The 14,780-nt window shown below is 71.6% G+C and carries 10 protein-coding genes; 4 read left to right on the forward strand and 6 right to left on the reverse strand.

The features are described 5' to 3' along the window. The first annotated feature begins 6 nt into the window (after positions 1 to 6). The 3 genes from ACFWY6_RS20855 to ACFWY6_RS20865 all read left to right on the forward strand — a co-directional run bounded on the left by ACFWY6_RS20855 (position 7) and on the right by ACFWY6_RS20865 (position 7,096). Positions 7 to 3,201, forward strand: a complete 3,195-nt coding sequence (locus tag ACFWY6_RS20855) for an NACHT domain-containing protein (protein ID WP_384692367.1) — start codon at positions 7 to 9, stop codon at positions 3,199 to 3,201. 128 nt (positions 3,202 to 3,329) lie between these two features. Continuing rightward, a complete protein-coding gene (locus ACFWY6_RS20860) occupies positions 3,330 to 5,519 on the forward strand; it encodes an ATP-binding protein (protein WP_384692370.1) in 2,190 nt (729 codons plus the stop codon). Beyond that, positions 5,516 to 7,096 (forward strand): ABC transporter substrate-binding protein, encoded by a 1,581-nt coding sequence (locus ACFWY6_RS20865; RefSeq protein WP_384692373.1) that lies wholly within the window; start codon positions 5,516 to 5,518, stop codon positions 7,094 to 7,096. Before ACFWY6_RS20860 ends, ACFWY6_RS20865 begins: the two co-directional genes overlap by 4 nt. On the opposite strand, the gene ACFWY6_RS20870 is transcribed toward ACFWY6_RS20865, so the two are convergent. Then, the gene (locus ACFWY6_RS20870; RefSeq protein ID WP_384692375.1) at positions 7,091 to 7,483 is read right to left on the reverse strand and encodes a VOC family protein; all 393 of its coding nucleotides are present in this window, start codon (positions 7,481 to 7,483) and stop codon (positions 7,091 to 7,093) included. The genes ACFWY6_RS20865 and ACFWY6_RS20870 overlap by 6 nt on opposite strands. 145 nt (positions 7,484 to 7,628) lie before the next feature. Further along, positions 7,629 to 7,973 (reverse strand): hypothetical protein, encoded by a 345-nt coding sequence (locus tag ACFWY6_RS20875; protein ID WP_384692377.1) that lies wholly within the window; start codon positions 7,971 to 7,973, stop codon positions 7,629 to 7,631. A 146-nt stretch (positions 7,974 to 8,119) separates the two neighbouring features. Here ACFWY6_RS20875 and ACFWY6_RS20880 point away from each other — a divergent pair, with 146 nt between their 5' ends. Beyond that, positions 8,120 to 10,981 (forward strand): BTAD domain-containing putative transcriptional regulator, encoded by a 2,862-nt coding sequence (locus ACFWY6_RS20880; RefSeq protein WP_384692380.1) that lies wholly within the window; start codon positions 8,120 to 8,122, stop codon positions 10,979 to 10,981. A 67-nt stretch (positions 10,982 to 11,048) separates the two neighbouring features. Here the strand turns inward: ACFWY6_RS20880 and ACFWY6_RS20885 are convergent, their stop codons facing one another. Genes ACFWY6_RS20885 through ACFWY6_RS20900 form a run of 4 tightly spaced genes read right to left on the reverse strand, consistent with a single transcriptional unit; the run spans position 11,049 to position 14,735 of the window. After that, the gene (locus tag ACFWY6_RS20885; protein ID WP_384692382.1) at positions 11,049 to 12,995 is read right to left on the reverse strand and encodes a HEAT repeat domain-containing protein; all 1,947 of its coding nucleotides are present in this window, start codon (positions 12,993 to 12,995) and stop codon (positions 11,049 to 11,051) included. After that, on the reverse strand, positions 12,996 to 13,700 hold the full coding sequence (locus tag ACFWY6_RS20890) for a DUF7019 family protein (protein ID WP_384692385.1): 705 nt from the start codon (positions 13,698 to 13,700) through the stop codon (positions 12,996 to 12,998). Next, positions 13,657 to 13,911, reverse strand: coding sequence for a DUF397 domain-containing protein (locus ACFWY6_RS20895; RefSeq protein ID WP_384692387.1), 255 nt, complete (start codon positions 13,909 to 13,911; stop codon positions 13,657 to 13,659). The genes ACFWY6_RS20890 and ACFWY6_RS20895 overlap by 44 nt, the downstream gene beginning before the upstream one ends. Then, the gene (locus tag ACFWY6_RS20900) at positions 13,908 to 14,735 is read right to left on the reverse strand and encodes a Scr1 family TA system antitoxin-like transcriptional regulator (RefSeq protein ID WP_384692389.1); all 828 of its coding nucleotides are present in this window, start codon (positions 14,733 to 14,735) and stop codon (positions 13,908 to 13,910) included. Before ACFWY6_RS20900 ends, ACFWY6_RS20895 begins: the two co-directional genes overlap by 4 nt. Between the last annotated feature and the right edge of the window lie 45 nt (positions 14,736 to 14,780).

The following is a 14,780-nucleotide window of genomic DNA, read 5'->3' on the forward strand; positions in this document are numbered from 1 at the left end:
GTTGCAGTGGACGCTGGAGCAGTGGGCATCAAGGTCGCCTCCTCGGTCGTGGTGCCGTTGCTGAAGCGGTTGCTGCTGCCGCCGCCCAAGGCACCGGGAGCCGAGTACACCGAACGGCCCGTACGGATCAAGGGGTTGCTGTCCTTCGCGGGCGACCACCCCGCGCTCAGCAAGGACGACATGCACCGGCTCGCCCGGGAGCTGGTGCGCCGGGCGGTACGGGCCGCCGGGCCGCACGAGCGGCCGATCGCGGACGACGAGCACGACGCCGTCGGGCAGGCCCTGACCCGTACCCTTTTCGCCCTCGGCGAGCTCGACATGGACGACGTGCAGGTCTTCGTGCTCGGGCCCGAGGAACTGGCCAAGGAACTGTCCCGCAAGGCCGGGCCCGACACGCGCAGGCTGCTCACCCGCGACGCGGCGCTCTTCCACGACGTACTCCTGCGCACGGCCTGCGTGCACCTCGTGCGGTTCTTCACCCAGCGGCCCGGATTCGCGGCCCGGGCCCAACTCGAGGAGTTCCACGAACTGCGGCGCCAGCGCGACCGGTTGGAGGTCATCCTGCGCCGCGTCTCGGGCGACGACTGGACGGCGGCGGACGCCCGCTTCGAGGAGGACTACGCGCGCTACGTCGTCAAGCGCCACGGCAGCCTCACCCTCTACGGAGTCGATCTGCGCGACCCCCGCGGCAAGGAATGGCCCCTGGAGAGCGCCTATCTGAGCCTGCGGGCCGTCGCGACGGCCGCCGTGGACGACGAACCCGACGTGGCCCGTGAGGGAAGGGCGGCGGAACTCGAGGAGAGCGTCGAGACCGTCCTCGTCGGTCACCGGCGCGTACTGCTGCACGGGCTCGCCGGTACGGGCAAGACGACACTCGTCCAGTGGCTGGCCCTGACCACCGCCCAGCAGGAGACGGTGCCGGGACATCTGCCGCAGCTCCTGGGGCGCGTTCCCCTGGTCCTGCCGCTGCGCACCCTGGTCCGCGAGGGCACCGAACTGCCGCTGCCCGACGACTTCCTGCGCCGGATGGGCTGCCCGCTGGCGGGCACCGAACCCGCGGGCTGGACGGCGCGCCTGCTGCAGAACGGCCGCGGTGTCCTGCTCATCGACGGCCTCGACGAGATTCCCAAGGCCGACCGCACCCGCACCCGGGACTGGCTGCGCGGTCTCCTCGCCGCCTTCTCCGGCAACCTGTGGCTCGCCACCACCCGCCCCTCCGCGCTCGCCCCCGGCTGGCTGGAGCGCGAGGGCTTCCACGAGTTCACCCTGAACGCCCTGCGCCCCGACGACCTGCGGCGCTTCATCCAGCGGTGGCACAGGGCGGCCGCGGCGCGCGAGGGGGAGGACGACGCGCTGATCCAATCCCTGCGCGTGCGGCCGGAGTTGAGCAGGCTCGCCACCAACCCGCTGATGTGCACGCTGATCTGCGCCCTGCACAGGGAGCGCAACGGCTATCTGCCCGCGGGCCGGGCCGCCCTCTACAAGGCGGCCCTGTCCATGCTGCTCGAACGGCGCGACGTGGAGCGCGGACTGCGCGGCCTCAAGCTCAGCGAGGAGGCCGCCGCCGAACCCCTCAAGCGCCTCGCGTACTGGCTGATCCGCAACGAACGCACCCAGATCGAGCGTACGGACGCCGTGGAGCTCGTCCGCAGGCTCCAGCCCCAGGTACCGAGCCTGCAGAACATGGGCGAACCCGAGGACGCCCTGCAGTACCTCATCGAACGGACCGGAGTGCTCCGTGAACCCGCCTCGGGAGCCGTGGACTTCATCCACCGCACCTTTCAGGATTATCTCGGGGCCAAGGCGGTGCTCGAAGAGCGGGACTTCGGCATCCTGGTGAAGAACGCACACGCCGACCAGTGGGAGGACGTGGTGCAGATGGCCGTCGCGCAGAGCGATCACAAGGGACGCGCCGATCTGCTCATGCGGCTCAGTGACCGCGGCAACCTCGAGAAGGACGCCACGGTCCAGGCCAGACTGCGACTGCTCGCCCTCGCGTCGCTGGAGCAGGCCACCCGTCTCGACCCCGCCGTGCGGCTGGCCATCGAGGCCGAGGCGGCGCGCATGGTCCCGCCGCGCAGCCTGCGCCAGGCCAGGGTCCTCGCGCGCACGGGGCCGCTGCTGCTCGGCCTGCTGCCCAGGGCGCGGGACCTGGACGGCGACGAGGAGCTTGCGACCGTCCACGCGATCTGCCAGATCGGCGGTGACGCAGCCATCCCGCGCCTGAAGGAGTTCCTCGACACCCGGCAGCCCGTGGTGCGGGCCCAACTCCTCGGCCACTGGGACCGGTTCGACACCGGTGTCTACGCCGACGACATCATCCGGCCGCTCCTCACCGCGGACCCGTCGCAGCCCGTCATCGTGCGTTCGCGTGCCGAGCTCGACGCGCTCGCGGACCTGCCGGGATGCGAACGCGTCGGCATCCACGGTGACTTCGCCCCGGAGGCCGTACGTGCGGCGCTGGATCCGCGGCGCCTGCGCGAGCTCCGGCTGCGCGGCGCGCTCCAGCTGGATGATCTCGGTCTGCTCGGGGACTTCCCTGCGCTGGAGAGCCTCACCCTGCAGGGCTGCCGCAACCTCAGGGAGCCCGCGCCGCTGACCCGGCTGCCCCGGCTGCACACCCTCGTCCTCGAGGACCTCCCGCAGTTCGAGCCACTGGCGAAGCTGGCGCAGTGCCCACGCCTGCGCGCCCTGCACCTGGGGCTGCAGGTTCCCTGGCGCGGGCTCGCCGATCTGTCCCGCCTCGGGGGTCTGCGGGTCCTCGCGCTGCCGATGGGCACGGTCGATCTCTCGGAGATCGGGAACTTCCAGGAACTGGAGGAACTGCGCCTGCACGAGGCGGGCCACCGACTGCTGCCGGACGGGTGGGGGGCCCTGCTCGCCGGACTGCCCGCGCTGCGCACGCTGACCCTCTCCCCCGAGCAGCTGAGCACCCTGCTCTTCGACCCGAAGGCGCAGGTCTCGCAGGTCACCCATCTCTATGTGTACGCCAGGCCGGGTGCACCGGTGTCGCTGCGGCGCATCGCCCGGAGGCTGCTGGGACTCGTCGAGATCCATGTCACCCAGGGCACCGAGATCGATCTCTCTCATCTGGCCGGTCTGTCCGGGCTGCGACGGGTCAGGCTCGCCTACCCCGGAGAGGTCCATGCGGCGGCGGACCTCCCCGGCCGGGTCGCCCTCGAGATCTACCCACAGCCCTGAGGAAAAGGGGGTAAGTTCCACTGTTCAAAAGGGAGTTGGAGCAGTAGTCAGCGGCTGATGCCCGGGGGAGCGCTGCGACTCGCCCCGGTCGCGGCCGAAGGCCCCCAGCGGAAGCAGGATGTCGTCGGATGGGCAAGCCGCAAACGCCACTGCTGTACGGTCGCGACCCTCTGGTGGGCTCGCTCATACCGTCGCTCACCGGCCTGGCCTACGACGAACGGGCGCGCAGGAAAAGGGATTTCGGCGACGACGTGCCCGTCGTCCTGCTCACCGGGCAGCACGGACTCGGTCGCAGCGCCGTCCTGGACGCGCTCGCGCGGAACTACCACAAGAGGATCCCGCTGGCTCATGTGCGGGTCGTGGTGCCGGGGGCGTCCGCCGTCGTACTCGCCGTCCCCGCGCGGTCCGGGGGTGTGCCCGCCGCGCCGGCCGCCGACTTCGTGCAGATCCTCGAGCGGATCGTGTGCGCGCTCGCACCCGGGCTCGGCCTGTTCCCCGTACTGCTGCCTGGCCTGTTCGCGGTCTCCGGCTGGTCCGCCGGCGACGCGGACGGGCGGGACGCCGTGTGTGCCCGGCATGCCCGGCTCCTGATCGCCTGCGGCCTGATCGCCGGGGGCGAGCGGGATGTGGCGCGGCAGTGGTCGGAGCGGGTCGAAGCCTCCGTCGCCGAGGCGGCGGGCGCGGCCGCCGCGGGTGTCGCGGCGCAGGACGACGACGGCTCGCAGCCGGTCACCGCGGCGATCCTGCGTGAACTGCAGTCCCTGCGGGGCCTCGCACCGGCCCGGAACTGGTACGGGCGGCGGCACACCACGCCGGACCACGCCACCGGGAAACCTGATGCCCTGCTGGAGCTCGGCCGCCGCTTCCACCGGGGCGGCGACTACCAGCACGCCGTCGAGAACACCCTCATGGCCGCCTTCCTTGACGAGGTGGCCGCCGCCTACGGCCTGGTGCGGCAGCTGAACCGTGAGCCCTGGCCACTGATCCTCCTCGACGAGGCGCACGCCCCCGGGGGGCAGCGCTTCCTGGACCTGCTCCTCGAACACCGCGCCACCGCGCGGCGGCCGCACCGCGAACGGATCACCGTCGTCGCCACCCGGCTCGGGGACGTGCCGCAGGAGGAGGCGCCGCAGGCGGTGCGTCGTGAACTGGCCGACCTGCTGTCCGCCGTGGGCGGCGCGCGGCCCAAGAAGGCCGCCGCCATCTGGCAGCGCACGGGACACGATCCGTCCGCCGGACTGCTCGTCGTGCCGCTCACGCCGCTGGGCAGGGACGACGTCCTGTCGATGCTCGACCGGGCGTCCGCGCGGCTGCTCCACCCGCATCTGGCAACGGCGCTGCACTCGCTGACCGGCGGGCACCCGGCGGCCAGCACCGTGCTGTGCGACGCCGTGGTCCACGCGGCGCGGCAGGACAGCACGGTGGCCCCCAGGGACCTGCTCGACCTGCACACCGCGCAGGGGCGCCCGGTCACCCAGGTGCTTCTGGAGGATCTGCTGCCGGACCGGCGCCAGCGTGACCGGCTCCTCGTGCTGTGCCTGGCGCGGGACAACGCGACCGCGGAGTCACTCGCCAAGACCCTGGGTCTTGAGGGGCCCGAGCAGCTGCCCGCCAACGCGGCGGCACAGTACCTGGTGGAGCGGCAGTGGCAGCAGTCCGTCCCCGTCGACGCGCGGTTGGTCGAGAGCCGGCTGCTCCAGTCGCTCCTCGTCCACGAGGCACGCCGCACATCGCCGCCCCCCGACGATCCGCACAGCTGGCACGAGATCCACCGCCTCCTGCGGTTGCGCCACGAGCAGGGCTCCGCCCAGGAGGAAGCGGACGCGTTGCGGCACAACCTCGCCGCCGGGAACGCGGCAGAGGTGGTGGCGATGCTGGCCGACGAGTTCGGTGCGGAGGAGGCGGTGCAGAAGGTCGAGCACTGGTTGAAGTGCCTGCGGCACTGCGCCACCGCCCCGACCCCTCCGTCGGGAGGCACCGCGTCGGACGTGGACTCCCGGGCCGTCCACGGTGGTTGGAGCGACGACCGGGTGGAGATCGCGCTCGGGGAGCACGCCGCGCGCTACACCCACCTCGACGAGGCGGGCCGCTGTATCAACCGGCTCCTGCATGCCCTGTGGTATCTGTCCGAGCCGTACGCCGACGCGGCGATCGACCCGGATGCCGAAACCCTGTGCCAGGCGGTGGGCGACGAACTGGGATTCCTCTCCCGGCGCCACAACACCTGGTACGCAGCCCTTGGCAGGGCCGCCCGCGACTGGCCGGTGGCCGCCCGCAAGCGGCAGGAACTGCCCGTCCCCGGCAGTGAGGGGTCATGATGTTCAACCACCCGCCCAAGGAGTGGGGCCCCCTCGAATGGCTCGTGGCCGCGGTGGTGGTGATCGCCCTCGTCATCGGCGCCGTCACCTGGAACAACTCGCGCCCCGGTCCGTGCGGTGACGACCTGGAGGAGATCGCCGGGGAGTGCGTCGGGGTCACCGACCGGGCCTTCGACGCGGACGAGAAGACCGAGAGCCTCATCAAGGCGGTGGCGGAGGAGAACGCCCGGGTCGAGCAGGACTGGGAGAACCCGTCGGACGGCAGGGCCCGCACTCCGTACGTACGCATCGCCCTGATGATGCCCTTCACGTCGGACGCGTCCAGCGCGATGACCGGCGACATGATCCGGCGTGCCCTCGCGGGGGCCCACGCGGCGCAGTTGGAGGCGAACAGCGCCAGCGGGCCGCACTACCAGCTGCTCCTCGCCCCCGACGGCAAGGACCTCAGCGAGTGGAAGCCCGTCGTGGAGCGTCTCGCCGAGCTGACGCGGGACAAGCGGGCCCCGCTGGTGGGGGTGACCGGCATCCCGAGCAGTACGACGGACACCCGCGAGGCGGTGGCCGAGCTCACCAGGCGCGGCATCCCCACGGTCGGCCCGGTGATCACCGCCGCCTCCATGAACTCCCGGTACTTCTTCAAGACGTCGCCCAACAACGAAGAGTTCGCCAAGGCCCTGTCCCGCTACGTCGACCGCTATCCGCAGAAGGAGAGGGGCCTGCTGCTCTGGGACAGCCGCGAGGGCGACGTGTACTCCCAGAACCTGCGTGAGATCTTCGACCGGCACTTCGGCAAGACCTACGACCTGAAGAACCACAACTCCCACTACATCGGTTCGTCGGGCGACGACCAGGGCATCCCGCGGCGCTTCGCCGACGCCGTCGCGAGGATCTGCCGCGACGAGGCGGACACCGTCTTCTTCGCGGGACGCGACCAGGATCTGCCCGCCTTCATCAACCGCCTTGCCCATGAGGGCGGTTGCGACCGCGGCGGCGCCAAGCTGCGGATCCTCAAGGTCGGCATCGGCCTGGAGCCGACGCTCACCTCCGACGACATCGAACGGAGCCTGCGCAGGGCCAACGCCACGATCGTCGACGCCTCGGCCTACGACCCCGCCTGGACGAAGGCCTCCGGCGAAGCGCCCTCGGGTTTCTCCCCCTTCCTCGCGCGCTTCAAGAAGATCGCCGGCGAACACGAGCTGGGGGCCAAGCCCTTGGCGGACGGGTACGCGGCCATGTACCACGACGGGTTCGCTCTCCTCGCCTCCGCCGTCGACCGTACGTACAGCGAGATCAACGAAGGCGGCAAGGAGACGCCCGACCCGGCCCTGCTGCCCTCCACCAAGGATGTGTACAGCACGCTCACCATCTCGACCATCAACGGCGAGGCGTGCACCGGCTGTCTGGTCGGGGCGGGCGGCACCTACGGGTTCACAGGGCCGGGTGAGAACAACCAGTGGGCCGTCTGCAAGCCCGTCCCGATCATCGAGTTCCCGCCGGTCGCCCGGTCCGACGACAAGGAGAAGCTGCCGCTGTACCGGACGTACCGGGGGGACAAGGCGAAGAGCTGCCCGTCATGATCCCGGGAAGCCGCCGTACGGGACGGTGATCAGTTCCATGGCGTGGCCCGCCGGGTCCAGGAAGTAGACCCCGCGGCCGCCGTCATGGGTGTTGAACTCGCCCGGCTGCTTCTGGTGCGGATCCGCCCAGTGCTCGATCCCGCGCGTCGAGATCTTCTCGTACGCCGCGTCGAACTCCTCCTCGGAGACGAGGAAGGCGTAGTGCTGCAGCGCGATGTCCTTGGCGGGGATGGTGGCGAAGTCCAGGGTGACTCCGTTGCTCAGGGCCACCGCGATGAACGGGCCCCATTCCGAGGTGATTTCAAGGCCCAGAAGGTCCGTGAGGAACTCGGCGGACTCCCGGTTGTCACGGGCGTGGATGATCGTGTGGTTCAGCTCGACCGACAAGGAATGCCTCCAGAAGGCATCTCCCGACACCTCCATGCCTCACCCGGTCGGTGACCGGCACGCGATGTCGCCGTGGATCTTAGGCACGGCGACAGCGCGCTGTCGAGCTACTTTTCGCAGAGGTACGCCACCCGCTGTCAGGAGGTCACGCCTCCTCCACGCCCACGCGGCCGACACCCGTGCCGAGGATGCAGCGGGCGCTCGAAGTGTCGGCCGCGCCCGGATTCAGTGTCTTCCAGTCTCCGACGACATCCGGCCATCCCCCACAGACCACGACGACACGGAAGCTCTTCACGTCCGTGGTGTTGTTGGTGCAGTGCGCGTGACCCCAGACGCCATCGGTGTCCGTGGTGCAGTTGAGGGCACCGGCGACGGCCGGTGCCTGCGGTGCCGCCGCCGCGCCCGGCGCGACGGCGAACGCCGGCAGCGTGGCGGCCGCCACTGCCGCGAGCTTGATGGCGAGGCCGGTGAGGCGGCGAGGCTTGTTCATGGGTCGGTCTCCTTCTGGATCCGCGTCGCGGTGCACTCGACGTGCACCGTCGTCCGCACCCCTGTGATGTTTCCGGCCGGTCCTATCGGGCCGCTCACTCGACGGTCACTCGACACTCACCCCGCGCGCTGGGATCATTACGCAACGTGACTGTGGCGAGGATCGCGGAGTTCGAGTACCGGCTCCTGGGGCCGCTTGAAGTGCTGTTCGACGGGAGGCCCGTGGTGATGCGGGCGGCCAAGCAGCGGGCCCTTCTGGCGTCGCTCCTGGTGGACGCCAACAAGGTCGTCTCCGCCGACACCCTGATCGACAGACTGTGGGACGAACCGCCGGACGGCGCCCGCAACGCCCTGCAGAACTACGTGCTGCGGCTGCGCCGCACCCTGAGCGGCGGAGCGATCCGTACGTGCGCGGGCGGCTATCTCATCGACGTGCCCGATGAGGCCCTGGACCTGCACCGGTTCGATGCCCTGGTCGCGCGGGCCTGCGCCGCCGCGGCGGCGCCGGCGGCCGAGCGGGCTTCGGCGCTCCTCGGCGAGGCGCTGGCGCTGTGGCGCGGGGAGCCGTTCTCGGACGTTCCGTCAGAGCGGCTGCGCCTTGAGGTCGTTCCCGCGCTGAACGAGCGGCGCCTCGGCGCGCTCGAACTGCGCACCGACGCCGATTTCCAGCTCGGACGGCACACGGACGTACTGCCGCGCCTGCGCGAACTCACCGCCGCCCACCCGCTGCAGGAGCGCTTCTGGGCGCAGCGCATGCTGGCCCTCTGCCGCTCGGGCCGGCAGGGCGAGGCCCTGGACTGCTACCGGACCGTCAGCGCCCTGCTGCAGGACGAGTTGGGCGTCGACCCGGGTCCGGAGCTGTGGCAGCTCCATCAGCGCGTGCTCACCGCGGACCTCTCCCTGACCGCACCCGCGTCGCCGGAGGGGCCGCGGGCCGAGGGGAACCTGCCCGCCGAGACGACGACGTTCATCGGCCGGGAGGGCATCCTGCGCAGAACGCGGCAGCTGCTTGAGAACGCCCGGCTCGTCACGCTCACCGGTCCCGGCGGCGTCGGCAAGACGCGCCTGGCGCTGCGCACGGCCGCCGAGGCCTCCTGGGCGTTCCCGCACGGTGCCTGGCTCGCGGACCTGGCGCCACTGACCGAGCCGCAGCTCCTGGACCGTGCGGTCGCCGACGCGCTCGGCATCCCCGACCAGTCACTGCGCCCCGGTACGGCGGTGCTCGTCGAGCACCTGCGGGAACGGCAGCTGCTGCTGGTCCTCGACAACTGCGAGCACGTCGCCGATGCGGCAGGACACCTCCTGAGTACGCTCCTTGCCGCCGCCCCTGGCCTGCGGGTCCTTGCCACGAGCCGCCAGGGGCTGCGCGTCCCGGGGGAGTACCTGCTGCCCGTACCGCCGCTGACGGTCCCTCAGGACCGCGGCGCACCACCGACGTTGACACGCTGCGAAGCCGTGCGGCTGCTCGCCGACCGGGCCGAGGCCTGCGCCCCGCACTTCCGGATCACCGCACGCAACGAGGAAGCCGTGGGCCGCCTGTGCCGCCGCCTCGACGGCATCCCGCTGGCGGTCGAGCTGGCGGCGGTGCGCCTCGGCACGCTCTCGGCGGAGGAGATCCTGGAGCGTCTCGACGACCGGTTCCGGCTCCTTTCCGACACCGGGGCGCCCACAGGACCCCGGCACCAGCGCACCCTGCGCGGCGTCGTCGACTGGAGCCACGACCTGTGCGACGAGCGCGAAAGAAGCCTGTGGGCAGGGGTGTCGGTGTTCTCCGGCGGCTTCGACCTCGCGGCGGCCGAGGCGGTCTGTCCGGGCGACGACATGGCCCGCGAGGACATCGTGGACGTCCTCGCCGCGCTGGCGCACAAGTCGGTGCTCACCGTCGACACGACAGGCCCCCGGGCCCGGTATCGCATGCTGGAGACCCTGCGCCAGTACGGGCAGTCAAGGCTCCGGGAGCTCGGCCGGGACATCGCGCTGCGGCGGCGCCACTGCGCGTACTTCGCGGACATGGCGGCGCGGGCCGCGGAGCAGTGGTGCGGGCCCGACGAGGTCGCCTGGCTGTCCCGGCTGCGCCTGGAGTCGCCGAACCTGCGGGCGGCCCTGGACTTCTGCGTCACGGGAGAGGGCGACGCCACGGCCGGCCTCGGGATCGCCGCGAACCTCACCCGCACCCGGTACTGGTTCTTCAGCAGCTCGCTCGGCGAAGGCAGGCACTGGCTGACCGGCGGTCTCGGCCTCGCCCCTGACGCGCCCGCCCCCCTGCGCGCCGGCTGTCTGGCGCTCGCCGCCTGGATCGCGCTGTGCCAGGGGGACCGGTCCGCCGCCGAGGGCTTTCTGGCCGAGGCCGTGCGGCTCGGCGGGGAGATCACGGACGGCGAAGCACTGGGCGTGCTCTCGTACATGGAGGGCGTCTTCGCCTTCCTCATCCACAGGGACGTACGGTCCATCGTGCTCCTGGCGAGGGCCAGGGAGCGTTTCCGGGCCGGCGGCCAAGTGGGCGACGCGCACATGGCGACCATGCTCTGGTCCATGGCGGAGTCCTTCTTCGGTGAGCGGGAGTCCGCGCTCGCGGCCGGCCGTGAGTACGTGACCGAGGCCGACGCCCATGGTGCGGGCTGGGCGCATTCCTGGGCGCTGTGGGGCATGGCGCTCGCGGAACTCCGGCACGGCGACCCGCACCGGGCGGCGGAACTGTTCCGCGACTCCCTGCGCCGGCAGCGTGCCATCGGCGACCTCTGGGGCACTGTGTGGGGCGTGGAGGCCATGGCCTGGGCCGTTGCCGCCACCGGTGACCACGGCCGGGCCGCCCGCCTGATGGGGGCGGCGGACCAGCTCCTGCGGACCACCGGCGTCGCACTGACGGGCCTGCGGCCGCTGCACGACGCCCATGCCGAGGCCGAGCACCTGATCCGCCGCACCCTCGGCGAGCGGGCCTACGCGGCGGCCTTCGCGGAAGGTGCGGGGACGCGGGATCCGCTGCGGCTTGCGCTGGGCGGGAGTGCGTGAGGGGTCGGTGAGCGGGCGACGGGGGAGCGCAGTTGACGGCCGCACCGCGGCCGTATCCCGGCCGCGGTCAGGCGCGGTCTCGCCGGAGGGGATCGCGCCGTTCCGCGATGGCGGTGAGGGCCTCGCGCCAGACATGGGTGGTGCGGTCGGCCGTCCGGCAGTGTGCGAGGACGTAGGCGTCGGCTTCCTCGGTGCCCAGCGCGGCGAGGGCCCGCAGGGCGGCATGGCGGCAGTGGTACGGATGGCCATCGGCAAGCAGCGCGCCCAACGCCGCGGCGCTCTGGGGTGCACGCATCCCGCCCAGCGCCTCGGCCACCATCACGTGAAGGCCCTCCGACAGATCCGGCCCGGTCAACTGCACGAGCCCCGCGACCGCTTCGGGCCCGGGACACCGGGCGAGCGCGGTGATCACCTCACGGTCGACGTCGACGTCCTGCCGGAGCGGTTGTGCCAGGGAGGCGAGGAGGGGTGCGGCGAACGCGCCCATCCCGCCCAGAGCGAGGACCGCGGCCCGCGCGATGTCGCGGTCGGCGTCCCGGGCGGCGAGCGCCCCCAGCGCCTGCGCCGCCTCGGGCCCCGGGAACCCGCCGAGCGCCTGCGCCGCCTGGAGCCGCACCGGATTCGACGGGTCGCGTACGGCGGCCAGGAGCCCCGGCAGCGATTCCCGTACGCCGATCAGCCCCAGCGCGTGCACGGCACGGGCCCGGAGCGTGCCCGACTCCTCCCCGTCCACCGCCAGGGCCGCGAGGCGTTCGGCGGCCGGTCCGTGGCGCAGCGCGCCGAGGGCGTCGGCGGCGGCGGTACGCAGCTTCGGCGCGGTCTCGTCGTCCAGGGCGGCAAGGAGCAGGGGCGCGGCCTCGGCGCACTCCAGCAGGCCCAACGCCAGTGCGGCGCACGGCCGTTGACTGTCCCCGCCCTTCCCGCCGAGGACCGCGAGCAGCTCACGGACGGGCGGCTGCGGAAGGCGGGCGACCGCCCCCGCGACCGCCTCGCCGATCCGCGCGTCGCCCAGCGCGGCGAGCAGCGCCGCGGTGGCCTCCGCGCCGCCGAGCGCCCCGAGCGCCGAGGCCGCCGCCCTGCGCACGGTCGGCACGGCCGCCGGGTCGAGCAGCTTGATCAGGGTCGGTACGTCCCGATAGTCCTGTGCCTCGCCGAAGAGGTCGGGCCGGTCCTGGACGAAGGCGCAGACCGTCACAGCGACGCAGGCTTGCACTCGGAACTTGGCACGCCGCCCCGGCACGGAGTCCATCAGATCGCCCCGCAGCACGTCCCGCCCCGTCTTGGTCCGGGCGAGGAGCTCGGCCGCGGGCGCCGCGGTCGCCGCGTCCGGATCGCGCAGCGCGCGCCGCAGCATGATCTCGGGGATCCAGCCGGCCGGTGGGGGCCAGGACTCCTCGGGGAGTTTGATGAGCGCCTTGACGGCGGCCCTGCGCAAGGCGGGGGAGGTGCTCTCCGAGTCCACGAGGAACAGCAGCGCAGCTCCCGTACGGGGATCGCGCATCGCGCCGAGCACCTTCACCGCATGCATCTCGTCACCGGGCAGCAGCGTCCAGAGCGCGGCCAGCAACGCGGGCACGGCTTCCGGCGGGCGCAGCGCGGCCAACGCGTCGAGCACCGGCTTCGACGGGCGCGGCTCGGCAAGCCGACCGATCAGTTCCCTGACGATCTCGGGCCCGCCGAGGGTGCCAAGGGCCCGGAACAGGGTCTCCTCCTGACCGGAGTTCTCCACCAGACCCTCGCGCAGCCGCCGCAGCAGCAAGGGGACCGCGCGGCGCTCGCCGAGCTTCGCCAAGGGGGTGATGACCCACAGATGGAGATGGCGGACGTAGCTGCCCGGCCGCTCCAGACAGTCGAGGAGCGCGTCGGCGGCAGCCGGGCCACCGATGTCCCCGATCAGCTGGACGGCCGCCAGGGCCGTCGTGAACTCGGCGGACCGCATGGCCAGGGACAGGCCCTCCACGTCCCCGGCGAGCCGCATCCGGACCAGGTCGGGACGTGCCGTGTCCGGCTCCACTCAGGCTCCCCGCCCCTGCTCCTGGTCCTCGTCCGACATCGCCACGTACAGCGGAGTGCCGATGACGATCTGCAGTTCCCGGCCGTCCCGTCCGGTGACGGTTCCGTGCAGCAGCCGCCGGGCGAGGAACTCGCCGTATACGGGCGGCACCGTCAACGACTGGGAGAACAGCAGGACTTGGCGCATCGCCTCCCCTTCGGCGGCGTGACGCCCATGGGCCGGGGCGCCCTCCCGCGCGAGTTGGAACAGCGACGGCAGATTGGAGTAGGCCGCCTGGATCGTGTCGGGAGCCGTCCGCTGCCCGATGAGATGGTGCCCCGACCCGATGAGCGCGACGACGGTGTCGCCCTCGCGCCCCGTCATGAACGTCGGCCCGGCGGGCGAGCCGTACCCCGCGATCCGCAGCCCCAGATCACCCCGGAACCAGGGTCTCGGCTCCGTCATCCAGCCGACGTCGAACTCCCGCTCCAAGTACGACTCGACGATGTCGAGCCGCTCGTACGTGCTCGTCGTCTCGGCGCGCGACGACTGCACGGCGAGACTCAGCACCTTCAGATCGACCTTCGCCTCGACGGCGAGCCGCTTGAGCAGCTTGGGCGGGATCTGCTCGTACAGCATGGCCAGCTTGGTGCCGGAGACGTAGAGGTAGTAGCGCACGTCGTCAGGCGCGGTCCTGGGGGAGGGCGAGGAAGGCGGTCCAGGCATCCGGGGCCACGGTGAGCTGCGGGCCGCCGTCCGGGTTCTTGGAGTCGCGGATGTGTACGGCGGTGGGGTGGGTGGCGATTTCTAGGCAGTTGCCGCCGTCGCTTCCGCTGTAGCTCGACTTCCGCCATGCGTAGGCGACTTCGAGGCAGGCGCCGCCTTCGTCGCCGCTGTAGCTGGACTTGAACCACTCAAGCGCGGTGCTGCCGGTCATTGGTCTCCTAGCAGTCGGTCCAACAGGTCCCTGGTTTCCTCCGCGTTGGGGGCCTGTGTCCGCAGCATCGCATACTTCTGGGTAAGGATCGCTACCTCATCCGGATCGGCGATCAGGTGACTGCCGCGCTGGGTTTCGGTGTAGGCGAGTCGTTGGTGCTCGGGTGTCTCCAACAGGATGAATGGACCTTGGAGTCCGGCGTGCGTTGTGCGGCCCAAGGGCAGGATCTGCAAGGCGAGGCCAGGCAGTTCGGCGTACTCGCGCAGGTGACGCAGCTGCTCGGCGTACACACCCTTCCCACCCAACTGGTCCCGCAGCGCCGCCTCCCAGATCACGAAGCTGGCCGTCGGCGGCTGCCTGCGGTGTAGAACCCCTCGCCGGTCGATACGCGCCGCGACGAGTTGCTCGATCTCGTCCTCGTCGTAGACGGGAACGCGGCTACGGAAGACGGCTCGTGCGTACGCCTCCGTTTGGAGTAGGCCAGGCACCAGCAGGCTCTCGTACCACGAGATCGCAATCGCCTCCCGCTCACAGTCCAGATACTCCTCCGCCCACCTCGGAACCAGATCCACCTCCGGCATATTGTCGACGGCGGTCTCCAACGTGCGGTTGGTGCACAGGAGTTCATCCAGCTGCACCGCGAGATCCATCTTCAGGGGCCTCCGCCCCTGCTCAATGGAGGCGATCGCTTCCTCACTGATGACGAACCGCTCGGCCAGTGACCTCTGTGTGTACCCGGCCGCCTCGCGATGGACGGCGAGCAGCGCGCCCACCATCCGCATCGCCGACGCGTTTCTCCGTGACCGTCGCTTTGGGCTGCTCATACGGTCCAACTCCCCACCAGAAGCCGTGCGTTCACACAGCGAACC

It is taken from the genome of Streptomyces sp. NPDC059037 (assembly GCF_042740015.1).
GTDB lineage: Bacteria > Actinomycetota > Actinomycetes > Streptomycetales > Streptomycetaceae > Streptomyces.